We start from the raw sequence: 22,926 nt of genomic DNA on the forward strand, positions 1-22,926 counted from the left end.
GGCGGACAGTGATCTTGGTCACGGCGTCGTCGTCGACGCGGTGGTGAGCGACGTCGCTCGCCCGGGCGCACGCGCGGTGCCGGCGGGGCTGGACCGGTAGGTTGAGCGATCGTGGACGTACACGTCATTGACCATCCGCTCGCCCAGTCGCGGCTGACCGCCATGCGGGACGCGCGCACCGACTCCTCCTCGTTCCGGGCGGCGCTGCACGAACTCACCACCATGCTGGTGTACGAGGCCGCGCGCTCGTTCCCCGTCGAGAAGTACCCGGTGCAGACCCCGGTCACCGGCACCGAGGGCACCCGGCTGGCCAATCCGCCGCTGCTCGTGCCGGTGCTGCGGGCCGGGTTGGGCATGGCCGACGCCGCGCTCGGCCTGCTGCCGGAGTCGTCGATGGGCTTCGTCGGCCTGGCCCGCGACGAGGAGACGTACGAGCCGCGCGCCTACATGGAGTCGCTGCCGCGCGACCTGAGCGGCCTGCCGGTGCTGGTGCTCGACCCGATGCTCGCCACCGGCGGCTCGCTGGAGCACTGCTGCCGACTGCTGGCCGACCGGGGCTGCACCGACATCACCGTGCTCTGCGTGCTCGCCGCGCCTGTCGGCATCGAGCGCCTGACGCGCTCCGGCCTGCCGCTGCGCCTGGTCACCGCCTCGATCGACGAGGGCCTCAACGACCGGATGTTCATCGTGCCCGGGCTCGGTGACGCCGGCGACCGCCAGTTCGGTGGGATGCCCCGCTTCTGACATCCGCCGCGCGGCTGCGTGGGAATCCGTGCGCGAGTCCGTGCGCGGGATGCGCGCAGCCGCTACCGTCTCCGGCCATGACTGGTGTTGCGCTCGCCGAAGAGCTGCTTCTCCTCGCGTACGACGACGAGACCGGCAAGGCGACCATGCCGCGGATCAGCCTCGACCTGGGGATGGCCGCCGCGGTGCTGATCGAACTGGCCCTGGCCGGGCGGATCGCGTACTCCGAGGGGTCCCTGGCGGTGGTCGACCCGACGCCCACCGGCGAGCCGCTCGTCGACGGGGTCCTCACCCGCATGGCCGCCGACACGCCGCACAGCCCCTCGTCCTGGGTGCAGCGGCTGCGGCACGGCCTGCGCGACAAGATCCTCGGCGACCTGTGCGCCCAGGGCGTGGTGCGCGACGTCGACGAGACCGAGCTGGGCTTCATCCACGTGCACCGCTACCCGACCCTCGACCCCGCCGTCGAGGCGGACACCCGGCGCCGGCTCGCCGAGGCGCTGGCCAGCGGTGAGCTGCCCGACGAGCGGACGGCGGCCCTGGCCACCCTGGTCGCGGTCCTGCGGATGGAGCCGGCGCTCGGCCTGAGCGGCGACGCGGCCCTGGAGGCGCGGCAGCGGCTGGAGGAGATCGCCGGCGGCGCCGGCTTCTCCGGCACCGTCAGCATGGACGACTCGGTGGTCCGCCCCTCGGTCGGCCTCGTCGTGGCCGCCCTGGGCCGCGCCGTGGACGCCGCCCTGGGCCCCCGCCGCTAACCACCCCAACCGGACCCCCCAACCCCCACCCCCGTCGCCGGCCCTTGTCGATCAAGAAGTTTGCGTCCTGGAGAGGCGCGTCTCCTGACGCAAACTTCTTGATCACCGGGCCTTGCCGCACCGGGCGTGGGGGTGGGCAGGGTGGGTCAGAGGTTCAGGGCCGTGGCGATCTCCTTGCGGAGGGCCGCCACCGCGTCCGTGGCGCGGGTGCGGGCCGCGGTGACGTCGCCGTCCGCCACCGGCTCCACCACCTCCAGGTACGCCTTGAGCTTCGGCTCGGTGCCAGAGGGGCGGATCACCACCCGGGCGGCTCCGGTACGCAGGATCACCACGTCCGCCTCGGGGAGCAGGTCCTGCGCCTCGGTGACCGGCTGCCCGAGCAGCGTGGTCGGGGTGGCGGCCCGGATCCGGCCCATGGCGTCGGCGATCAGCCGCAGGTCGTCCACCCGCACCGAGAGCTGGTCCGTGTGGTGCACGCCGAACTCGGCGGCCAACTCGTCGAGCCGGTCGGTCAGGGTCCGCCCCTGCGCCTTGAGCCCGGCGGCCAGTTCGGCGACGGTCAGCGCGGCGGTGATGCCGTCCTTGTCGCGTACGTGCCCGGGGGCGACGCAGTAGCCGAGCGCCTCCTCGTAGCCGAACACCAGCGGCTCGGTCCCGCCGCCGGCCCGCACGATCCACTTGAACCCGGTCAGCGTCTCGTCGTACGGCAGGCCCCGGGCGGCACACATCGCCCGTAGCAGGGACGACGACACGATCGTGGTGGCGTAGAGGCCGGTCACGCCGCGCCGCATGAGGTGGTCGGCCAGCAGCACCCCCACCTCGTCGCCGCGCAGCATCCGCCAGCCGGGCGGGTTCGCGTCCGGCGCGGTCGGACCGGCGACCTCACCGCCCGTGCTCGCCGCCGGACCGCTGTCCCGGACGGCCACCGCGCAGCGGTCCGCGTCCGGGTCGTTGGCGATGGCGATGTCCGCACCGGTCGCCTCGGCCAGCGCGACCAGCCGGTCCACCGCCCCCGGCTCCTCCGGGTTGGGGAAGGAGACGGTCGGGAACTCCGGGTCCGGCTCGGCCTGCTCGGGCACCACACCGGGCACGGGGAAGCCCGCGCGGGCGAACGCCGCGGTGAGCACCGCCGCGCCCACCCCGTGCAGCGGCGTGTACGCCACCGACAGGTCGCGTGAGCCGTCCGGGTCGATGACGGCGGTGGCCCGCTCCACGTAGGAGGCCACCAGGTCGTCGCCGAGCACCTGCCCGGCCGGCCCGAGCGGCACCTCGGCGAGCGGCCCGACCGACCGGATCGCGGCCTCGATGCCGGCGTCGGCCGGCGGCACGATCTGGGCGCCCGCGCCGAGCGCCCCGCCCAGTTCCGCGCCGAGGTAGACCTTGTAGCCGTTGTCCTGCGGCGGGTTGTGGCTGGCGGTAACCATCACCCCGGCGACCGCCCCGAGGTGGCGTACCGCGTAGGCGAGCACGGGGGTGGGCAGCGGACGGGGCAGCAGCAGCGCCGGGCGTCCCGCACCGGTGGCGACCTGGGCGGTGCGCTCGGCGAACTGGCGGGAACCGTGCCGGGCGTCGTACCCGATCACCAGCGGACCGGAGCCGCCCTGGGTGGCGAGCCAGCCGACCAGGCCGGCGGCGGCCTGGGTGACCACCGCGAGGTTCATCCCGTTCGGACCGGCGCGCAGCGGACCGCGCAACCCGGCGGTGCCGAAGGTCAGCGGACCGGCGAACCGGTCGGCCAGCTCCGAGGCGCTCGCCGGCAGGCGGTCGAGCACCGCCCGCAACTCCTCCCGGCTGGTCGGGTCGGGATCGTCGGCGAGCCAGCGCCGCGCCCGCTCGCTAATGTCATCGATGTCAGTGGTTTCCGCCGGCATGTCTCTTGATAGCACGCCGGCGGATCACCACCGCGCTTCCCCCGGGCTCAGCCGGCGTCGGTGAGCTGGAACGACTTCACCATCTCGTCGAAGATCGGCTTGCTCTCGGCGAACTTCGTGTCCGTCGAGGTGAGGTAGAACGAGTAGACCTTGCCCTCGTGGACCACGCCGCGCCACACGCCGTGCCGCTTGGCCTCGCCCTCCCCGCAGGTGTACTCGAACTCGGCCGCCGGCTTGCCGACCCATTCCACCTCGTTCATGGCGATCTGGGCGTAGGGCTTGACGCAGGATTTGGAGCGGGTCTTCAGGCCGTCCTCGGCGACCTCCGCCCAGCGGATCGAGGTGGTGCGGAAGTCCTCCACCAGGATCCGGACCTTGCGGCCGTCGTCCGCCGGGTCGACGTAGTCCACCCAGTTGCCGGCGCTCTTGACCTCCCAGCCCTGCGGCACCATGACGCGTATGCCCTTGCCGGTGTGCTCCTTCATCTCGGGCACGCCGGGGGCCGGGGCCTGCGAGGTCGGGGCGGCCTGCGGGACGGTCGGCGCCGGGTCGTCGCCGCCGGTGAACAGGACGACCGCCCCGATCAGCAGCAGCGCGGCGAGGCCACCGGCGGCGGCGAGCTGCACCTTGCGCGGCCAGCCCTTGACCGTGCCGACGAGCTGGTTGCCGGCGGCGCCCACGCGGCCGGCGAACCCGCCACCCGAGCCGCTCGTGGCGGGCGCGGTGGCCGGGGTCGCCCACGGCTGCCCGGTGCCCGGCACCGACCACTGGCCGCCGCCGTAGGTGCCGCCGAGTTGCTGGGTCGCCTCGGGCGGCGGTGCGCCGAAGACGGGCGTTCCGGCGCCCATCCGCTGGGTGGCCTCGGGCGGCGGTGCGCCGAAGGTGGGCGTGCCCGCCCCCATGCGCTGGGTCGCCTCCGGCGGGCCGCTGAAGCCGACCAGGCCGGCGGCGTTGGTCCGCAGCTGCTGGGTGGCGTCCGAGCCGCCGGACGCCATCCGCTGGGTCGCCTCGGCGCCGCCGTAGGTGCGGCCGGCCGGCGTGGCACCGCTCGGTGCCGGCATCGCGCCGGTGGGGGTGTGCAGCGGCCCGGCCAGGGCGTCGGCGCTGGTGTCGTCCATCGCGGCGGGGCTGGCGGGAAGGGCGGCCTGCGCGGGGCGCTCGCCGCGGCGCAGCGCCGCCAGCCGGTCGGTGAGCGACTCACCCGGATTGAGCATGGCCCGACCGCCGATCTGCCCACTCGGCTTCGGCTGCTCCGGCTGCGCGGCCGGCGGGGTCGGTACGGGCCGCTGCACCGGCACCACGGAGTAGGGGTCGGTCACCGAGTTCACCGCGGCGGCGTTGCTGGTCAGCGGGCCGGCGAGCAGCTCGCGGAGCATGGCCCGGGCGGTGTGCACGTCGAGGCGGCGGGCCGGGTCCTTCTCCAACAGACCCATCAGCACCCGGGCCAGCGGCCCGCTGCGCTGCGGCGGGGCGGGCGGGTCCTCGACCACGGCGTGCATGGTCTCGATCGGGTCACCCTTGTCGAACGGGGGCCGCCCCTCCACCGCCGTGTAGAGCGTGACGCCCAGCGAGAAGAGGTCGCTCGGCGGGCCGAACTCCTGGCCCATCGCCCGCTCGGGAGAGATGAAGTGCGGCGAGCCGAGCACCATCCCGGGGGTGGTGAGCTGCACGTCGGTGGGCATCCGGGCCACGCCGAAGTCGGTCAGCACGCAGCGCCCGTCGCCGCAGATCAGCACGTTGGCCGGCTTGACGTCGCGGTGCAGCACGCCGATCGCGTGCGCCACCTCCAGCGCGCCGAGCAGGGCGATGCCGATCTTGGCGACCACCCGCTGCGCGACCGGACCGTCCTCGATCACCATGTCGGCGAGGCTGCGGGCGTCGAGCAGCTCCATCACGATCCACGGCCGGCCGGCCTCGGTGACCACGTCGTAGACCTGGACGACGGCCGGGTGCTGGATCGCCGCCGCGGCGCGGGCCTCGCGCAGGGTGCGCTCGTACATCGCGTCACGGTCGCTCGGGGCGAGCCCCGGGGGCAGGACGACCTCCTTGACGGCCACGTCCCGCCGCAGGAGTGTGTCCGTGGCACGCCAGACCGTGCCCATACCGCCGTTGCCCACCGCCGAACGCAGCGAGTAGCGGTCGCCGATGGTCGTGCCGGGGGTCGCGCGTCCGTTGGGGGGACTCACTGGTCCGCCGCTCCACGTCGGGATCTGAGTCACAGAAAAGCCACCGGGGGAAATCGAGGGGGGCTGGGACACAACCCCCCTATCTTGCTGGTTCCGACGCCCGATGCGAAACCCGACGCGGCGGACGTTTACCGAACTGGACAGTACGTACCCGAACGTTCACCTCTCGTCGATGCCCGCCGGCCGGTGTGCGGTATCCCTCACCCGCCGACGCCGTCGCGCGTCCTACCATCCGCTAATGAGCGAACCGCGGTCAAGCGAGTCCGGTTTTCCGATCAAGGGCGTCTACACGGCGGCGGACCTCCCGGAGGAACTGGACTCCCGGCTCGGCGGCCCGGGCGAGTTCCCGTACACGCGCGGGGTCTACCCGACGATGTACACCTCCCGCCCCTGGACGATGCGCCAGTACGCGGGCTTCGGCACCGCCACCGAGTCCAACGCGCGTTACCACCAGTTGTTGCGGGCCGGGACGATGGGCCTCTCCGTGGCCTTCGACCTGCCGACGCAGATGGGCTACGACTCCGACGACCCGATCGCGCACGGCGAGGTGGGCAAGGTCGGGGTGGCCATCGACTCGATCGACGACATGCGGCTGCTGTTCGACGGCATCCCGCTCGACAAGGTCTCGACCTCGATGACCATCAACGCGCCGGGCTCGGTGCTGCTCCTGCTCTACCAGCTCGTCGCCGAGGAGAACGGCGTCGCCGGCTCGGCACTCAACGGCACGATCCAGAACGACATCCTCAAGGAGTACATCGCCCGCGGGACGTACATCTTCCCGCCGAAGCCCTCGCTGCGGCTGGTCGCAGACACCTTCGGCTACTGCCGCAAGGAGGTGCCGAAGTGGAACACGATCTCCATTTCCGGCTACCACATGGCCGAGGCCGGCGCGTCGCCCGCGCAGGAGATCGCGTTCACGCTCGCCAACGGCGTCGAGTACGTCCGCGCCGCGCTGGCGGCCGGGCTGGCCGTGGACGACTTCGCGCCCCGGCTGTCGTTCTTCTTCGTGGCCAGGACCACCCTGCTGGAGGAGGTGGCCAAGTTCCGGGCCGCCCGCCGGATCTGGGCCCGCCTGATGCGCGACGACTTCGGCGCCAAGGACCCGAAGTCGATGATGCTGCGCTTCCACACCCAGACCGCGGGCGTGCAGCTCACCGCCCAGCAGCCGGAGGTCAACCTGGTCCGGGTGGCGGTGCAGGGCCTCGGCGCGGTGCTCGGCGGCACCCAGTCGCTGCACACCAACAGCTTCGACGAGGCGATCGCGCTGCCCACCGAGAAGGCGGCCCGGCTGGCGCTGCGTACCCAGCAGGTGCTGGCGTACGAGACGGACCTGACCGCCACCGTGGACCCGTTCGCCGGCTCGTACGTGGTGGAGGCGATGACCGCCGAGATTGAGGCGGCGGCGAACGAGCTGATGGACCGCGTCTTCGACCACGGTTCGGCGGTCGACGCCATCGAGGCGGGCTTCCAGAAGCGGGAGATCGAGCAGTCCGCCTACCGGATCGCGCAGGAGATCGACTCCGGCGAGCGGGTGGTGGTGGGCCTCAACCGGTTCACCGTCGACGAGGAGGAGCCGTACGAGCCGCTGCGGGTCGATCCGACGATCGAGGCGGCGCAGGCCGAGCGGCTGGCCCGGCTGCGTGCGGAGCGCGACGCCGGGGCGGTCGAGCGGGGGCTGGCCGCGCTGCGGGCCGCCGCCGAGGGCAGCGAGAACGTGCTCTACCCGATGAAGGAGGCGCTGCGCGCCCGCGCCACGGTGGGCGAGGTCTGCGGCACCCTGCGCCAGGTGTGGGGGCTGTACCGCCCGTCCGACCGGTTCTGACCGCGCTCGCCGACGGCCGTCCGAGCCCCGCCGTGCCGGGGCCGGGCGGCCGTCGCCGTCCGCCGTCGCGAGGGTCTGCGGCACCCGTGTGCGCTCCGCTGCGACCGTCGGTCCGACGGCTCTTCACCCCTGCGCCGTAACCGGACGGTCCATGTGCGGTAACGGCCGGCCCATGGCGCGTTTTCGCTGGTCGCGGCCGTGCGGGTGGGGCGCTACAGTCGGAGGAGGCGCTGCTGCGGTCGGCGGTGCGGCCCTCGCCGAGCGGGGCGACGTCGGTGCGGGTGACGGCGCCTGCGGGTACGACCAGGAGCGGCAACAGGCCACGAGCCGGGGGCGACCGGCCTGCTGGTCACGGACGGCAGCGCGGAGCGGATCCCGGCGACGTCGCCGGAGGGCTCGGCGCGGGTGTGGGCGGCGCGACCCGGCGGTGATGGGGTGTGCCGGTCGGGCCCGGGGGTAACCCGACCGGGTGGACCTGGACGCACACGGTGTGCGGTTGGTCCGCAACGGGGTGTGTGACCGTCTCGGGGTCCTGCGGTCCGGTGCGGGTCGGGTAATTGTCGGAGTGGCAGTTCACCGGACCGACTAATGCGACAATTCGGAACAACGAGCCCTCGGGGTCGACGTCGATTTTCGAGCGCCGGGCCGGTTACGCGTTGTAGGAGGTGGGGAGCGGATGACGGCATTCGACCGTGATCTACCTGCTGTCCCGCAGATCTGCGAGCGCTCCGAGCAGGGCATACGTGACTCTGCGCGGTCCGACCGCTACCGGAACGAGGTTGCGCAGCGTCACCGTCGGAGGTCTAGGCTGTCTGCTGTTCCTGATGATCCATCCATCTCTAGCGAACGAGAATTCGACGTGACGAGTGCGTTGACGCTGCCCACCGGCAACCAGCTGCTGTCGTCCTGGCCGGAGGCGCCGGCCGGGTCCCAGCCCCTGCCGTTCGAGCTGGACCACCTGCTCGCCCTCCGCGTGCCCGGGCTGATCGCCACCCGTCGCCATCTCCACTCGCACCCGGAACTCTCCGGCGAGGAGTTCGAGACGGCCGCCCTGATCGCCCGGGAACTCACCCTGGCCGGGCTGCGGCCGCGGCTGCTGCCCAAGGGCAACGGGGTCATCTGCGACATCGACGGCCGCCCCGACGGCCCGGTGGTCGCGCTGCGCGCCGACATCGACGCCCTGCCGCTGACCGACTCGAAGGACGTGCCGTACCGCTCCACCGTGGACGGCGTCTGCCACGCCTGCGGCCACGACGTGCACACCACCGTCATGCTCGGCGTCGGCATGCTGCTGGCCCAGCTCGCCGACCAGGGCGAGCTGCCCGGCCGGGTCCGGCTGATCTTCCAGCCCGCCGAGGAGATCCTGCCCTGCGGCTCGCTGGAGGTCATCGAGGCCGGCGGCCTGGACGACGTCGTGCAGATCTTCGCGCTGCACTGCGACCCCAACCTGCCGGTCGGGCAGATCGGCCTGCGGGTCGGCCCGATCACCGCCGCCGCCGACAACGTCACCGTCCGGCTCACCGGTCCCGGCGGGCACACCGCCCGGCCGCACCTGACCGTCGACCTGGTCGACGCGCTGGGCCGCCTGATCACCGAGGTGCCGGCGCTGGTCAGCCGCCGGGTGCCGGCCAACAGCGGGCTGCTGCTGGTCTTCGGCCACGCCTCGGCCGGCACCCGTTACAACGTCATCCCCTCCGAGGCGTCCGCCTCCGGCACCCTGCGGGTGATGGACCGCGACACCTGGGAGCTGGCCCCCAAGATCGTGGGTCAGGTCGTCCGCGACGTCATCGCCCCGACCGGGGCCACCGTCGACCTGGAATACCTGCGGGGCCGCCCGCCGGTGTGCAACGACTCCCGGGCCATCCAGGTCCTGACCGGCGCCACCACCGCCACGCTCGGGCCGGAGGGCGTCGCCGAGACCCCGCAGAGCATGGGCGGCGAGGACTTCTCCTGGTACCTGGAGTACGTCCCGGGCGCGCTCGCCCGGCTGGGCGTCGGCCGTTCCGGCCCGAACGTGGACCTGCACCGGGCCTCGTTCGACGTGGACGAACGCGCCATCCCGGTCGGCGTACGGCTCATGGTCCAGACCGCGCTGCGGGCACTGGCGGCGGCGCGTTAGCCGGTAGCGGTCCGGCCGGTCCCGCCGGCGGCGTCGGCGGCGGAGCCGTACGCCGCCGCCGGCGCAGCGCCACCAGCAGCACCGTCAGCGGTACGCCGATCGCCAGCAGCCACGGCAACACCGCGCCCAGCACCGTCAGCAGGATGGTCATGGAGGTCAGGAAGACCTTCCACCCGCCCTTGAGCCCCACCAGGAAACCGACCTCGGTCTCCTCGTCGGCGGTGCTCGCGTCCGGGCCGACCAGCGACACGGTGATCGTCGACAGGCTCGTCAGGTCCGCCAGCCGCTCCTTCTTCGCCTCCAGCGAGGCGAGGTCCGCCTCCCGGCGGGCCAGCTCGTTCTCCAGCGACACCAGGTCGCCGATCGAGTCGGCCCGGGCCAGCAGCTTGCGGGCGCTCTCCACCCGGGCGCGCTGGCTGGTGATCCGCGCGTCCAGGTCGACCATCTGCTCGGTGACGTCCTCCGTGCTGATCTCCCGCCGCTGCTGCCGGCCCAGCTTCGCCAACTCGTCGACGACGCCGTGGAACTTCGCCGCCGGCACCCGCAGCTCCAGCTCGGCCCGCGCGTCCGCGTCGACGCTGCGCCGCTGGTCGCCACCGACGAAACCGCCGGCCGCCGTGACCGCGGCGATCGCGCTGCGGGCCGCGGCGTCCACATCGTCCACCTGCACGCGCATGGTGCCCTTGTAGATGATGGAGCGCTGGTCGACCCGCAGGTCCGGCGCGCCGGCGCCGCTGCCCCGCTCGGCCTTGCCGCCGTCCTGGTCCGCCGCGCCACCGGCCTGCTCCGCCGCGCCGCCCGCGGCCTGGTCCCGATCCACCGGGGCTGCCGCCGGCCTGCTGTCGGCGTTGTCCCGCGCGCCGCTGCCGCAGCCGGCCAGCGCGAGAAGAGCCACCACCGCGGCGGCCGTCAGCCGTACGCCCCGACGTCGCCGTTGCCGTTGCCGTCCGTCCATCCCGCCTCCATAGTCCTTGGCCCCCGTGCGGGGCGATACCTCAGACGCGACGCGGCACCACGTCGGTTCCGGCAGACTGCGCTCAGGACGTCACGATTCGATAATCTTGGAGTCACGATGCAGCTCACCAAGTACGCCCACTCCTGCCTGCGGGTGGAACACGACGGGGGAGTGCTGGTCATCGACCCGGGCGTGTTCAGCGAGGCGGCGGCGCTCGACGCCGCGGACGCGGTGCTGATCACCCACGAGCACCCCGACCACCTCGACGTCGAGGCGGTCACCCGGCAGCTCGACCGGCGCCGGTTCGTCATCCACGGCCCGGCCTCGCTGACCGGCGTACTGGGCGACGCCGCCGAGGCGCTCGAACCCGTCCGACCCGGACAGTCGTTCACGGCCGCCGGCGTGCCGGTACGCGCCCACGGCGGCCGACACGCCGTGATCCACCCCGACATCCCGGTGGTGGACAACCTGGCGTACCTGCTGAACGACACCGTCTACCACCCCGGGGACAGCCTGTTCGTCCCCGAGGACATCCAGGTCGACACGCTCTTCCTGCCGATACACGCCCCGTGGACGAAGTTCTCCGAGTCGCTGGACTTCCTGCGGGCGGTCGCGCCCCGCCGGGCGTACGCGCTGCACGACGGGCTGCTCAACGACAACGGGCTCAACGTGCTGAACAGCAACTTCACGCGCCTGTCCGACGTCGACTACCGCCGGCTCGAACCGGGCACCCGGATCGACGCCTGACGGCGATGCCCGGCCCGTCCCGAGAGCTGCTGCACCAGCTCTACACCACCTCGCCGGACCGGTTCGTCGCGATCCGCGACGAGGCCGCCGCCGAGGCCCGCCGCGCGGGCGACCCGAAGGGCGCCCGGGAGATCGCCCGGCTGCGCCGGCCCACCGTGGCCGCCTGGCTGGTCAACCTGCTCGCCGTCCGCCGCCCCGAGCTGGTCGCCGACCTGGCCCAGCTCGCCGAGGCGTTGCGTACCGCCCAACGCGAGCTGCGCGGGCCCCGGCTGCGGGAACTTTCCACCCAGCGGCGGGCGGTGGTCGGCGCGCTCGTCGCCGAGGTGCGCAAGCTGGCGGCCGGGGCCGAGGGCGCCCCACCGGCCGGGAAGCTGCCGCTGGCCGAGGTGGAGGCCACCCTCAACGCCGCGCTCGCCGACACCGACGTCGCCGAGCAGGTCCGCTCCGGCCGGCTGCTGAAGGCCGCCACCTACGCCGGCTTCGGGGAGGTGCCCCGCCCCCAACTGCGGCTGGTGACGGGTGGGGAGGAGCCGGAGCCGGAGCCCCGGCCCGAGCCGGCCGGGAAGCAGCGGCGCGGGGCCGACCAGGCGGCGTTCCGCGCCGAGCAGGCGGAGCGGGCCGCCCGGGCGGAGCGGGCGCGCCGACGGCGGGCGCTGGAGAAGGAGCTGACGAAGGCGCGTACCGAACAGGAACGGGCCGACGCGGAGCTGGCCGACGCGACGGCGGCCGAGCGCGACGGCGTCGCCGCCCTGGACGCGGTCGAGGCGGAACTGGCCGAGCTGGAGCGGCGCCGGGCCGTCGCCGAGCAGGACCTCAGCCGGGCGAGGCTGGCGCGGCGCGGGGCGGAACGGACGGTGACGGCCGCGCGCCGCCGCGCGGGCGAGGTCGAGGCCGCGATGGAGGCGCTCGACGCCGAAGAGGGGGATGCCGGGTAGGACGGCGACGCGGCAGACTGACCCCTGTGGACGGACGGGTCGACCGGGGAGCGGACGGATGACGCCGGAACAGGTCGCCGCAGCCAGCAAGCCGGTCGTGCTGGAACTCGGCGACGTCTTCACCCGCTGCCCCACCACCCTGCGCCGGGCGCGGCTGCTCGGCATCTCCGGCTGGGCGTTCTACGTCACCGGGCGGGCCGGGGCCCTCGGGGACGTCCGTGCGGAGACGGTCGCCGCCGCTCTCGGCTTCCTGGCCCCCGAAGCGGTCGCCGACGGTTGGGACGCGGCCCGCCGGGTCGTCCCGCCTGTCGAGGTGGCGGCCGCCACCCTGGCCGAGTGCTGCCGGTGGGGCGAGGAGCGGCTCGACTCCCTCACCGGGGTGAGCCGCCTCGCCGCTCTGCTCGGCCGCGCGGTCGACGCCGCGGACGCCAGCGGCCTGCCGCTCTTCGCCGCCTGGCGCGCCCTGCCGGTGCCGGTCCGCACGGCCGGCGCCCGGGCGGCCGTCGGCCTGCGCCTGCTCCGGGAGCACTTCGCCGGGGCGCACCTGCTCGCGGTCCGGGCCAGCGGGATGACCCCGCTGGAGGCCGTGCTCGCCGGCCCCGATGGGGAGGCGGGTGCGGTCGCCTGCGGCTGGCCGCCGCCGTACCCACCGGTCGGGCCGTTGGTACGCAGGCGGCTCTGGGCCGAGGCGGTGACCAACCGGTTGGCGTCGCCGGCCTTCGCGGCGCTCGGGCCGGCGGACGGCGCCGAGCTGGTGGAGCTGCTCGCCGCGACCCGGGTCCACGTGGTCGAGGCGGGCTGAGGCCGGCGCGGCGGCCGGAAAATGGGCGGCGGCCCGGCGGCCCGCCTGTCAGGATCGCCCCCGTGACTCTCCCCGCCGGCTGGCACGCCCGCCGCCCCACCCTGGACGACGTGCCGGCGATCCTCGCGGTGGTGCACGCCGCCGACACCTTCGCCATCGGCTACCCGGACTTCGACGCCGACGACGTGCGGGAGGCGCTGACCGCGCCGAACGTCGACCCGGAGCGGGACTCCTGGGTGGTGCTCGATCCGGACGGCGCGCTGGTGGCGTGGGCGATCCTGCACAACGAGACCGGGATCGGGCGGGAGTCCGTCGACGTGTTCGTCGACCCGGAGCGGGGCGTGTCGGTGCGGGCGCCGCTGCTGGCCCGGCAGTTGGAGCGGGTGGCCGGGCGGGCCGCCGAACGCGGCCTGCCGGCCCTGACCGTGCGGTGCCCCGCCTGCGAGCCCGAGCGCCGCTGGGCGGCCGAATTGACCGACGCGGGGTTCGACTTCGTCAAGCGCTATCAGCTGATGCGCCGGTCGCTGGCGGGGGTGCCCGGCGAGCCGCCGCCAGCGCCGCCCGGGGTGACGGTCCGCCCGCTGCGCCCCGGCGACGAGTCGGAGCTGCGCGACTTCTACCGGATCTACGACACCGCCTTCCGCGACACGCTGGACTACGAGCCGTCGGACTACGACCGGTGGCGGGCCCTCATCAGGCCCGACACGGCCTGGGACGAGTGGTTCGTCGCCGAGGTGGACGGGCGGCCCGCCGGCGTACTCCGGTCGTCCGACCAGGCGCTCGACCGGAACGAGGGATGGGTCAGGAACCTCGCCGTGCTGCCCGGTCACCGGCGCCGCGGGGTGGGCGCGGCACTGCTGAACCACGCGTTCGCCCGGTACGCGCAGAAGGGCCGGGAGTCCGCCGGCCTCGGGGTCGACCTGGCCAACCCGACCGCCCCGCTGTCGCTCTACCGGTCGGTGGGGCTGCGCGAGGCGCGCTGGGCCGACATGTACGAGCTGGTCGTACCGGCCGCCGGTGTGTGATTGACGACGCCGGCCGGGGCCGCCTGGAACCGCCGGCCCGCCCCGGAGCAGACTGGGCGGCGTGGGAGACGCGCTGGGCCGACGAGGTGGGCTAGGCCGACGCGGTGCCGGTGGGGCGGGACCGCAGCTCGGTGACGTAGTCGTCCGGGGCGCCCGCCTTCTCGGCGGCGTTCGCGATCTCCGAGAGGTACCACGCCGTCGGCAGCCCGCCCTCGTAGCCGTCGAAGACGTAGATCCACGCGGTCACGTCGCCGTCGAGGGTGGAGACGCGTACGTGCAGCTTGCGGTACGTGCCGGCGGTGACCCCCTCGATCTCGTCGAGCTGGGCGGCGTCGTAGGGGTGGATGTCGTAGATCGCCACGAAGACCCGGTCGCCGGGAGACTCGACGACCGTGCTGACCGCACCCTCCCAGCCGATCACGTCCTCGCCCGCGAAGGTGAGTCGCCAGCCTTCCAGCCAGCCGGTGCCCACCATCGGCGAATGCGGACAGTAGGCGCGCATGCGGGCGGGGTCGAGGTTTGAGCCGTAGGCGGCGTGATGACGCACGGCGATGACGATAGCCCGCCCGCCGGGTGGGGGAGAATACGACAGTGCGTGTCGGACGCGTTCGGGAGAAGAAAGTCACTGTGAGCACTGACGAAGGGCGGGCAAGGTGAGCGCGAGGAGCGCAGCGGAGCGGAGCCCCGCAGTCGCGAACGAAAGGATGGCTCTGTGAGCCGGATCGTGATCATCGGTGGTGGACCGGCCGGTTACGAGGCGGCCCTGGTCGCCGCTCAGCTGGACGCTGACGTCACCGTCGTGGAGGCCGAGGGCGCCGGCGGGGCCTGCGTGCTGTCCGACTGCGTACCGTCGAAGACCTTCATCGCCAGCTCCGAGGTGGTCACCGGCTACCGGGACACCGAGGAGTTCGGGGTGCACTCCGACGGGCTGGAGGCCGTCACCGTCGACGCCAGCGCGGTGCACGAGCGGGTCAAGCGCCTCGCGCTCGCCCAGTCCGCCGACATCCACGCCAAGCTGCTCAAGGCCGGGGTGACCTTCGTGTCGGGCACCGCCCGCCTCGGCGAGGACACCCTCGGCCACACCCACCGGGTGCTCGTCACCCCGACCGACGGCGGCGAGAAGCAGTCGATCGCCGCGTCGACCGTGCTGATCGCCACCGGCGCCACCCCGCGCCAGCTGCCCACCGCCGTACCGGACGGCGAGCGCATCCTGACCTGGCGCCAGGTGTACGACCTGCCGGAGCTGCCCGAGCACCTGATCGTGGTCGGCTCCGGCGTCACCGGCGCGGAGTTCGCCAGCGCGTACCTGGCGATGGGTGTGCGGGTGACCCTGGTCTCCAGCCGCGACCGGGTGATGCCGCACGAGGACGCCGACGCGGCGATGGCGATCGAGCGGGTCTTCCGCAACCGGGGCATGAGCATCCTGAACAACTCCCGGGCGGACGCGGTCCGGCGTACCGCCGACGGGGTGGAGGTCGAGCTCTCCGACGGCCGCCTGGTGGCCGGCTCCCACGCGCTGATCGCGGTCGGCTCCATCCCCAACACCGCCGACCTGGGCCTGGCCGAGTACGGCGTGGCGCTGGCACAGGGCGGCTACGTCACCGTCGACCGGGTCTCGCGGACCAACGTGCCCGGCATCTACGCCGCCGGCGACTGCACGGGCGTGCTGCCGCTGGCCAGCGTGGCCGCCATGCAGGGGCGGATCGCGATGTGGCACGCGCTCGGCGAGGCGGTCCGGCCGCTGCGGCTGCGTACCGTCGCGGCGAACGTGTTCACCGATCCGGAGCTGGCCACGGTGGGCGTCTCGCAGGACGAGGTCGACGCGGGCAAGGTGCCGGCCCGGCAGGTGATGCTGCCGCTGGACGGCAACGCCCGCGCCAAGATGGACGACCTGGCCGACGGCTTCGTCAAGCTCTTCTGCCGCCCGGCCAGCGGTCAGGTGATCGGCGGCGTGGTGGTGGCGCCGAAGGCGAGTGAGCTGATCCTGCCGATCACCATGGCGGTGGAGAACAACCTCACGGTCAACGAGCTGGCCCAGACGATCACGATCTATCCGAGCCTCTCCGGCTCCATCACGGAGGCCGCCCGCCAGCTCATGCTGCACGAGCTGGAGTGACCCGCCGGAGCAGGGCGACCGCGACGACGACGAGCACGGCGACCTCGGTGAGGATGAGCAGCCGTTCGACCAGGCCGAGCAGCAGCCGGTCGCCGGGATAGGCGGACCAGATCATCGCCGCCGCCAGGACCAGGCTGGCGGTGACGAGGGCGCGTACCCGGCGGGCTGCGGCGTCCGGCAGGCGTCGGGCGAGCAGCCAGCCGGCGACGGGCAGCGCCAGGAAGGCGACCACCGAGGCGTACCGGTGGACGTACGCGGCGGTGTCCATGGGCAGGCCGGGCTCGTTCGTCGGTACGACTGCGGCCAGCAGCAGCCCGCCGCTCCAGGCGACCAGCAACGCCTCGGCCGCCCGCCCCGCCCGATTGGCGGGCGGGGCGTGGGTACGCCACAGGGCGGGCAGGAGCACGGCGGTGGCCGCCGCGAGCACGATCATGGCGACGTCGATGACGCCGCCTCGGTCCGAGACGGCGAAGTCGCTGATGGTCAGCGTCCACGGGTCCAGGTCCTCGTTCACCGCGACATGGCCGATCACGGCGAGCAGCGCTGCCAGGGCGATCCCGCCGAGGGCCAGCAGTCCACTGTTCCGGGTTCCGCGCATGGCTCAGCCTGTCGCCCGGGGCACCCCAGGCGGATCCGGGCCGGCCACCGAAATCGGTCCCCGGGACCACCCCTAGTGCGCTGGCCACGTACGTTCACCGGGTTGGTGACACGCTGCCCGTACCACGGCTCGTCCTCGGCGCGGCGCCGCCGATCATCGGCTATCCGCGAAGCCGGTCGGCGGAGATGCCGAACATCTCGTGGGCGATGCCGAAGCCGAGGTCGTGGACGAGCCGGCGCTTCCAGGGCCGCTGCACGATGGCGTGGGTGAGCCGGCGCGCGGTCCTCGGGCTCTTCATGATGGTTTGAGCGATGTCCCAGGCGCGTGGAAGAAGCTGGTCGGCGGGCAGCACCTCGTTGACCAGGCCGAGTTCAAGCGCCTGCCGCGCCGTGATCGGTTTGCCGGTGTAGAGGTGATAGGCGGCCCGCTTGGTGCCGATGAGTTCCTGCAGGGTCAGTTGCTGGCCGTCGCCGGGTGCGACCCCGGTCGGCAGGTGCGGGTCGATGATGGTCGTGGTCTCGGCGGCCAGGGTGATATCGCAGAGCAGCGCGAACTCGGTGTGGGCGATGCTTGGGCCGTTGATCGCCGCGATGGTGGGGATGTCGATGCCGAAGACGAGGTTCTCCAGCAGTTTGGTTGCGTCGTAGTAGGTGTGCTCGTAGGCGAAGTCTTTAGGGCGTGGCTGCTGCATGAGCGTCCTCGCGGCCTCGTCGGGAGCGGTCTCGGTGGTGAGCCACAGGTCGCCGGTGCCGGTGAGGATCAGGACCTCGTTGTGGGGATCGTTGCCGATCTCCTGCCATGCCTGGCCCCAGGCGTTGTGCATGGCGAAGCTGAACTGAGCGGGTCCGCCACCGGTGTGCATCCGCAGTTCGATGATCCCGTCACGGCGTTGCATGACGAAGTAGTCGGCGTACTTCGCGGCGTACGACTCGAAGTTGGGACGCTGCACGTAGCCGCCTGAACGGGCGTGCCATTCGTCTAGTTCCTTGGGCATCGGGGCGCCTCTCGACAGCTATGGACGGGCACGGAAGGTAAGCTCTCCAAAGGAGACCGGAGCGCTGCTCCGATAATACGGAGCGCCGCTCCGGTTAGCAATATCGGTGTCGGGAGGTGCCTGGATGGGGAACGCGAAGGTCGAACGGACCGAAGGCTCGACACGCAGCGACGCCCGCCGCAACTACGAACAGTTGCTGACCGCTGCCCGGGCCACCTTCGCCGAGCAGGGCACCGACGCCTCGCTGCGGGAGGTCGCTCGACGCGCCGGCGTCGGGATCGGGACGTTGTACCGGCACTTTCCCAATCGGGAAGCGCTGCTGGAGGCACTGCTTGGCCACGGCTTCGACACACTGCGCGCCGAGGCGGCGGAGCTTCTTCTGTCCACTGATCCCCGCGACGCACTGATCACCTGGCTGCGGCAGTTGGCCCACAGCTCGACCCGCTACGACGGACTGCCCGCCTCGGTCATGAGCGCTCTCCACGACCCGGACTCACGCCTACACGCCTCATGCGAGGGGCTCCGTACGGCTGCGGCCGATCTGCTGGACCGTGCCCAGCGGTCAGGTCACGTCCGGTCCGACCTGAACGCAGATGAACTGCTTGTGACGGTCAACGCGATGGCCTGGGCGGCCAAACAGGCACCTGAACCCACCGACCTCACCGAACGGTACCTACACCTGCTGTTGGAAGGCTGGTGGTGCACCCGAACCGCTGACCCCTGACATGGCGTCCGTAGCCACCTCTGGCGCTGCCGACAGATCCGGTGAACGTTCCTGGTCAGCGCACGGGGCGGCGCTGGCGCGACCGGTCACTCCGCCGCGGGCGCGTCCGTCCCCGCCGTCACGACGACCGGAACCGCGGTGGCCCGCCGGGCGCCGATGAGGGTCATGGCCCAGCCCGCCGCCGCGAAGCCGGCCGCCGCCACCCCGGCGATCAGCGCCAGCCGCCACGCCGACTCGGTGAGCGCCGTCCCGCCGAGGTGCCCGACCAGCCCCCCGTACGTGGCCCAGCCGAGCGCCGCCAGCCCCTCGTAGAGCAGGAACAGCCGGTACGGGTACCGGCTGCGGCCGGCCGAGAAGCAGGCCGCCATCCGGCCACCCGGCACGAAGCGGCAGAGCAGGATCACGAGTGGCCCGGGCCGGCGCAGCCCCTGGGTGACCCGGCTGACGACCCGTCGGGCCCGGCCCCGCACGACGTCCCGTGGTGCCCGGCGGTCCGGTGCGCTCCGCCCGAGCAGGTAGCAGGCCAGGTCCCCGACGAAGACGCCGAGCGCCCCCACGGCGATGGTCGCCGGCAGGTTCAGCCCGCCGTACACGGTGAGGGCCCCACCGGTGATCATCACGACCTGGGTGGGGATCACGGGGACGAAGGCGTCCGCGACCAGCAGTGCCAGCAGTACGAGGTACGCCCAGGCCGGCGACGCGATCTCAGTGAGTAGTTCGGGCACGACTGCCACCTCGCCGGACGGGGCCGAATCTGGATATCGAGCCTGACGGGCCGTGCGACGTCACAGGGCACGGCCCTGGCTCGTGGTGACCACGGACACGGCAGGGCCACCGGACACAACGAGCGGACCCCGTCGAAGGTGACGGACGCGCCTACCGCGAGGGTCGGCGGATCGCAGCGGCCCGGCGTACCGTTGTCGGCGCGCGGCCCCACGACCGTCGGGTCCCCCGTTCCTGACGGTCCGGCCGCCGCGGGCCGCCGGCAGGTCCCGTGCCGGCGGCCCGTCCCCGCGCCGAACCGAGCCAACGCCGTCCGGGTGCCGGACCGACCGGAAAAACCCGCTGCGGTCGCTCCGGGCGGGGGCGTACCGTCGCCGTATGCGCAGTGCGATGTCCACCACGACGCCGGGAGACCCCGGCGTGCCGCACTGACCTGACCGTCGACGAGGCCCCGGGGCGATCCGCCCCGGGGCCTTCCGGCGTCCGGTGACCGGGTCGCCCGCGGGGCGTACCCGATCAAGGAGCGCCACATGATCGACCACCGCAGGCTCGGCCGGGAGCTGGAGCTGTTCGACTCCGATCCGCTGGCCGGCGCCGGGCTGCCGCTCTGGTTGCCGGCGGGCGCCGCCGCCCGGCACGCCGTCGAGGAGTACGTCCGCGAGCTGGAACGCCGGGCCGGCTACCGGCACGTCGTCACCCCGCCGCTGGGCAAGCGGGAACTCTTCGAACTCTCCGGCCATCTCGGCTACTTCGCCGACGACATGTTCCCGCCCATGGCGCTCGGCGCCGACGACGAGTTCGTGCTGCGCCCGGCGCTCTGCCCGCACCACGCGCTGGTGTTCCGGGCCCGGGGCCGCTCCTACCGGGAGCTGCCGCTGCGGATCGCCGAGCTGGGCGGCATGTACCGGGCCGAGCGCTCGGGGGTGCTCGGCGGCCTGTCCCGGGTGCGGGCCATCTCGCTCAACGACGCGCACAACTTCTGCGCCCTGGAGCAGGTGGGCGAGGAGGTCGCCGGGATCCTCCGGCTGATCCGCGAGGCGCACGCGGCGCTCGGCGTACGGCCGGCGGGGTTCCGGCTGTCGCTGCGCGGGCCGGGGGAGAGGTACGTCGGTGACGAGGCCGGCTGGGCGCGGGCCGAGGAGCTGCTGCGCGCCGCGCTCGACGGGGTGGCGTTCACCGAGGCGCCGGGGGAGGCCGCGTTCTACGGTCCCAAGATCGACATCCAGGTGCGTGACGCGGCGGGGCGGGAGTTCACCCTCTCCACCGTCCAGCTCGACTTCGACAAGCCGGAGCGGTTCGACCTGTCGTACACCGAGGCGTCCGGGGCGCGGCGTCGACCCGTGATGGTGCACCGCAGCCTCGTGGGCAGCATGGAGCGGCTCTTCGCGTACCTGATCGAGGTCCACGAGGGCGCCTTCCCCGCCTGGTACGCCCCGGTGCAGCTGGTCGTGCTGCCCGTCGGGGAGGGCCAGGCCGCCGCGGCGGCCCGGCTCGCCCGTGACGGGCTGGCGGCGGGGCTGCGCGTCGAGGTCGACGGGGCCGGCTCGCTGGGCTCCCGCATCCGCGACGCGGCCCGTGCCCGGGTCCCGTACGCCGCCGTCATCGGCCCCCGTGAGGCGGCCGGGGGCGCGGTCGCGCTGCGGTTGCGCGGCGGTCGCGCCCTGGACCCGATGCCCACCGCTGACGCCCTCCGGCTGATCGGCGCGGTGGTGGCCGACCGCTCCCCGACCCTGCTGCCGGCGCACTGAGCTCCCGCCCGGCCCCGATGCCGGCCGCCCGCCCGGTGCCACCGGCGGCCTCCCGGTCACCGTGTGGACCCCTCGAGCGGCACGGGCTCGGGGTCGGGCCGGGGGTCGGGGTCGGGCTGGAGGGCGGCGGTGAACTGCGACCGGTACAGCCGGTGGTACGCGCCCTGCGCGGCGAGCAGCTCGTCGTGCGTGCCCTGCTCCACGATCCGGCCGTCCTCCATCATCAGGATCAGGTCGGCGTCGCGGATCGTGGAGAGCCGGTGCGCGATGACGAAGCTCGTCCGGTCCGACCGCAGCGCCGCCATCGCGCGCTGGAGCAGCACCTCGGTACGGGTGTCCACCGAGCTGGTCGCCTCGTCCAGGATCAGCAGCGACGGCTCGGCGAGGAAGGCGCGGGCGATCGTGATGAGCTGCTTCTCGCCGGCGCTGACGTTGCTGCCCTCCTCGTCGATCACCGTGTCGTAGCCGTCGGGCAGGCTGCGCACGAACCGGTCCACGAACGTCGCCCGGGCCGCGGCCACGATCTCCTCCTCGCTCGCCCCGGGCCGGCCGTACGCGATGTTGTCCCGGATGGTGCCTCCGAAGAGCCAGGTCTCCTGGAGCACCATGCCGATCCGGCCCCGCAGGTCGTCGCGGCGCATCGTGGTGACGTCCACCCCGTCGAGCGTGATCCGGCCGGCGTCCAGCTCGTAGAAGCGCATGATCAGGTTGACCAGGGTGGTCTTGCCGGCCCCGGTCGGCCCGACGATCGCCACCGTGTGACCGGGCTCGGCCACCAGGGAGAGGTCCTCGATCAGCGGCTTGTCCGGGGCGTACCGGAAGGAGACGTGGGAGAACTCGACCCGGCCGTGCGGGGCGCGTACGCGCGCCGGCTGGGCCGGGTCGGGGCTCTGCTCCTCGGCGTCGAGCACGGCGAAGACCCGCTCGGCGGAGGCGACCCCGGACTGGAGCAGGTTCGCCATCGAGGCGACCTGGGTGAGCGGCTGGGTGAACTGCCGGGAGTACTGGATGAACGCCTGCACGTCGCCGAGGCTCATCGAGCCGGATGCCACCCGCAGGCCGCCGACGACGGCGATCGCCACGTAGCTGAGGTTCCCGACGAACATCATCGCCGGCATGATGATCCCGGAGATGAACTGGGCGCCGAAGCTCGCCCGGAACAGCTCCTCGTTCTTCGCGGTGAAGGCGGCCTCCACCTCGCGCTGCCGGCCGAAGACCTTGACCAGCTCGTGGCCGGTGAACGCCTCCTCGATCTGGCCGTTCAGCTCGCCGGTGTGCGCCCACTGGGCGATGAACTGCTGCTGCGACCGCTTGGCGATGACGCCGGTGACGATCACCGAGACCGGCACCGCGACGAGCGCCACCAGGGCCAGCAGCGGCGAGATCCAGAACATCATGGCCAGCACGCCGATCACGGTGAGCAGCGAGGTGAGCAGCTGGCTCAGCGTCTGCTGGAGGCTGGTCGAGATGTTGTCGATGTCGTTGGTGACCCGGCTGAGCAGCTCGCCGCGGGGCTGCCGGTCGAAGTAGGGCAGAGGCAGCCGGTTGAGCTTGTCCTCCACGTCGGCGCGCAGCCGCAGCACGGTGCGCTGCACCACCCCGTTGAGTAGCCAGCCCTGCCACCACATCAGCAGGCTGGCCGCCAGGTAGAGCCCGAGCGCCAGCAGCAGCACCCGCGCCAGCGCGGCGAAGTCGATGCCCACGCCGGGCACCACGTCCATCCGGGCGAGCATGTCGGCGAAGTTGTCGTTACCGGCCGCCCGCGCGGCGGCCACCGCCTGGTCGGCGGTGGTGCCCGCCGGCAGCTGCCGGCCGATCACCCCCGTGAAGATCAGGTCGGTGGCCCAGCCGAGCACCTTCGGCCCGAGCACGCTGAGCCCGACACTGACCACCGCCAGCGCGATCACCGCGACGAGCTGGACGCGCTGCGGGCGCAGCCGGCCCAGCAGTCGCCGGGCCGAGGGTCCGAAGTTCATCGACCGCTCGGCGGGCATCCCGATGCCGCCGTGCGGACCGCCGCGCTGCCCGCCGGGCGGCAGCCGCTTCGGCGTCCGCGCGTCGG

General features: G+C 73.3%; 19 protein-coding genes. 11 read left to right on the forward strand and 8 right to left on the reverse strand.

The window, feature by feature from the left end:
* Positions 1-111: 111 nt before the first annotated feature.
* Both upp and ACGFIR_RS05240 read left to right on the forward strand, forming a co-directional pair.
* Complete coding sequence (upp, locus tag ACGFIR_RS05235) at positions 112-744, forward strand: uracil phosphoribosyltransferase (RefSeq protein ID WP_393000181.1); 633 nt, start codon at positions 112-114, stop codon at positions 742-744.
* A 77-nt stretch (positions 745-821) separates the two neighbouring features.
* A complete protein-coding gene (locus ACGFIR_RS05240; protein WP_393143315.1) occupies positions 822-1,499 on the forward strand; it encodes a GPP34 family phosphoprotein in 678 nt (225 codons plus the stop codon).
* A gap of 146 nt (positions 1,500-1,645) precedes the next feature.
* Here ACGFIR_RS05240 and ACGFIR_RS05245 read toward each other — a convergent pair whose 3' ends face one another.
* A complete protein-coding gene (locus ACGFIR_RS05245; RefSeq protein WP_393143317.1) occupies positions 1,646-3,370 on the reverse strand; it encodes a phospho-sugar mutase in 1,725 nt (574 codons plus the stop codon).
* Positions 3,371-3,417: 47 nt separating this feature from the next.
* The gene (locus ACGFIR_RS05250) at positions 3,418-5,589 is read right to left on the reverse strand and encodes a protein kinase (RefSeq protein ID WP_393000175.1); all 2,172 of its coding nucleotides are present in this window, start codon (positions 5,587-5,589) and stop codon (positions 3,418-3,420) included.
* Positions 5,590-5,794: 205 nt separating this feature from the next.
* Here ACGFIR_RS05250 and ACGFIR_RS05255 point away from each other — a divergent pair, with 205 nt between their 5' ends.
* Positions 5,795-7,378, forward strand: a complete 1,584-nt coding sequence (locus tag ACGFIR_RS05255) for a methylmalonyl-CoA mutase (RefSeq protein ID WP_393000173.1) — start codon at positions 5,795-5,797, stop codon at positions 7,376-7,378.
* 859 nt (positions 7,379-8,237) lie between these two features.
* The gene (locus ACGFIR_RS05260; protein WP_393000171.1) at positions 8,238-9,497 is read left to right on the forward strand and encodes an amidohydrolase; all 1,260 of its coding nucleotides are present in this window, start codon (positions 8,238-8,240) and stop codon (positions 9,495-9,497) included.
* Here the strand turns inward: ACGFIR_RS05260 and ACGFIR_RS05265 are convergent.
* Entirely contained in the window at positions 9,454-10,452 is a 999-nt protein-coding gene (locus ACGFIR_RS05265; RefSeq protein ID WP_393143319.1) for a DUF4349 domain-containing protein, read from the reverse strand. The two genes, ACGFIR_RS05260 and ACGFIR_RS05265, sit on opposite strands and share 44 nt — an antisense overlap.
* A 117-nt stretch (positions 10,453-10,569) precedes the next feature.
* Here ACGFIR_RS05265 and ACGFIR_RS05270 point away from each other — a divergent pair, with 117 nt between their 5' ends.
* The 4 genes from ACGFIR_RS05270 to ACGFIR_RS05285 all read left to right on the forward strand — a co-directional run bounded on the left by ACGFIR_RS05270 (position 10,570) and on the right by ACGFIR_RS05285 (position 13,961).
* Positions 10,570-11,199, forward strand: coding sequence for an MBL fold metallo-hydrolase (locus tag ACGFIR_RS05270; protein ID WP_393143321.1), 630 nt, complete (start codon positions 10,570-10,572; stop codon positions 11,197-11,199).
* 5 nt (positions 11,200-11,204) lie between these two features.
* Complete coding sequence (locus ACGFIR_RS05275) at positions 11,205-12,134, forward strand: hypothetical protein (protein ID WP_393143323.1); 930 nt, start codon at positions 11,205-11,207, stop codon at positions 12,132-12,134.
* A 58-nt stretch (positions 12,135-12,192) separates the two neighbouring features.
* On the forward strand, positions 12,193-12,936 hold the full coding sequence (locus tag ACGFIR_RS05280) for a hypothetical protein (protein ID WP_393143325.1): 744 nt from the start codon (positions 12,193-12,195) through the stop codon (positions 12,934-12,936).
* Positions 12,937-12,998: 62 nt separating this feature from the next.
* Positions 12,999-13,961, forward strand: coding sequence for a GNAT family N-acetyltransferase (locus ACGFIR_RS05285; RefSeq protein WP_393143327.1), 963 nt, complete (start codon positions 12,999-13,001; stop codon positions 13,959-13,961).
* A gap of 91 nt (positions 13,962-14,052) precedes the next feature.
* Here the strand turns inward: ACGFIR_RS05285 and ACGFIR_RS05290 are convergent, their stop codons facing one another.
* A complete protein-coding gene (locus tag ACGFIR_RS05290; protein WP_393000159.1) occupies positions 14,053-14,508 on the reverse strand; it encodes a gamma-glutamylcyclotransferase in 456 nt (151 codons plus the stop codon).
* Between the two features lie 165 nt (positions 14,509-14,673).
* Here ACGFIR_RS05290 and ACGFIR_RS05295 point away from each other — a divergent pair, with 165 nt between their 5' ends.
* Positions 14,674-16,077 (forward strand): NAD(P)H-quinone dehydrogenase, encoded by a 1,404-nt coding sequence (locus ACGFIR_RS05295; RefSeq protein WP_393000157.1) that lies wholly within the window; start codon positions 14,674-14,676, stop codon positions 16,075-16,077.
* Here ACGFIR_RS05295 and ACGFIR_RS05300 read toward each other — a convergent pair.
* Together ACGFIR_RS05300 and ACGFIR_RS05305 are read right to left on the reverse strand one after the other, a co-directional pair.
* Positions 16,055-16,675: a DUF998 domain-containing protein gene (locus ACGFIR_RS05300; protein ID WP_393143329.1), complete on the reverse strand. Its 621-nt coding sequence runs from the start codon at positions 16,673-16,675 to the stop codon at positions 16,055-16,057. The genes ACGFIR_RS05295 and ACGFIR_RS05300 overlap by 23 nt on opposite strands.
* Positions 16,676-16,835: 160 nt before the next feature.
* Positions 16,836-17,669 (reverse strand): enoyl-CoA hydratase/isomerase family protein, encoded by an 834-nt coding sequence (locus ACGFIR_RS05305; RefSeq protein WP_393000153.1) that lies wholly within the window; start codon positions 17,667-17,669, stop codon positions 16,836-16,838.
* 124 nt (positions 17,670-17,793) lie between these two features.
* Between ACGFIR_RS05305 and ACGFIR_RS05310 the strand changes: the two genes are divergently transcribed.
* A complete protein-coding gene (locus ACGFIR_RS05310; RefSeq protein WP_393000151.1) occupies positions 17,794-18,393 on the forward strand; it encodes a TetR/AcrR family transcriptional regulator in 600 nt (199 codons plus the stop codon).
* Positions 18,394-18,479: 86 nt separating this feature from the next.
* On the opposite strand, the gene ACGFIR_RS05315 is transcribed toward ACGFIR_RS05310, so the two are convergent.
* Complete coding sequence (locus ACGFIR_RS05315) at positions 18,480-19,118, reverse strand: DedA family protein (protein WP_393000149.1); 639 nt, start codon at positions 19,116-19,118, stop codon at positions 18,480-18,482.
* A 528-nt stretch (positions 19,119-19,646) separates the two neighbouring features.
* On the opposite strand from ACGFIR_RS05315, the gene thrS reads away from it, so the two are divergent.
* On the forward strand, positions 19,647-20,864 hold the full coding sequence (gene thrS / locus ACGFIR_RS05320) for a threonine--tRNA ligase (protein ID WP_393143331.1): 1,218 nt from the start codon (positions 19,647-19,649) through the stop codon (positions 20,862-20,864).
* 56 nt (positions 20,865-20,920) lie between these two features.
* Here the strand turns inward: thrS and ACGFIR_RS05325 are convergent, their stop codons facing one another.
* Entirely contained in the window at positions 20,921-22,858 is a 1,938-nt protein-coding gene (locus ACGFIR_RS05325; RefSeq protein ID WP_393143758.1) for an ABC transporter ATP-binding protein, read from the reverse strand.
* Between the last annotated feature and the right edge of the window lie 68 nt (positions 22,859-22,926).

The organism is Micromonospora sp. NPDC049051 (genome assembly GCF_043197575.1).
Lineage (GTDB): Bacteria > Actinomycetota > Actinomycetes > Mycobacteriales > Micromonosporaceae > Micromonospora.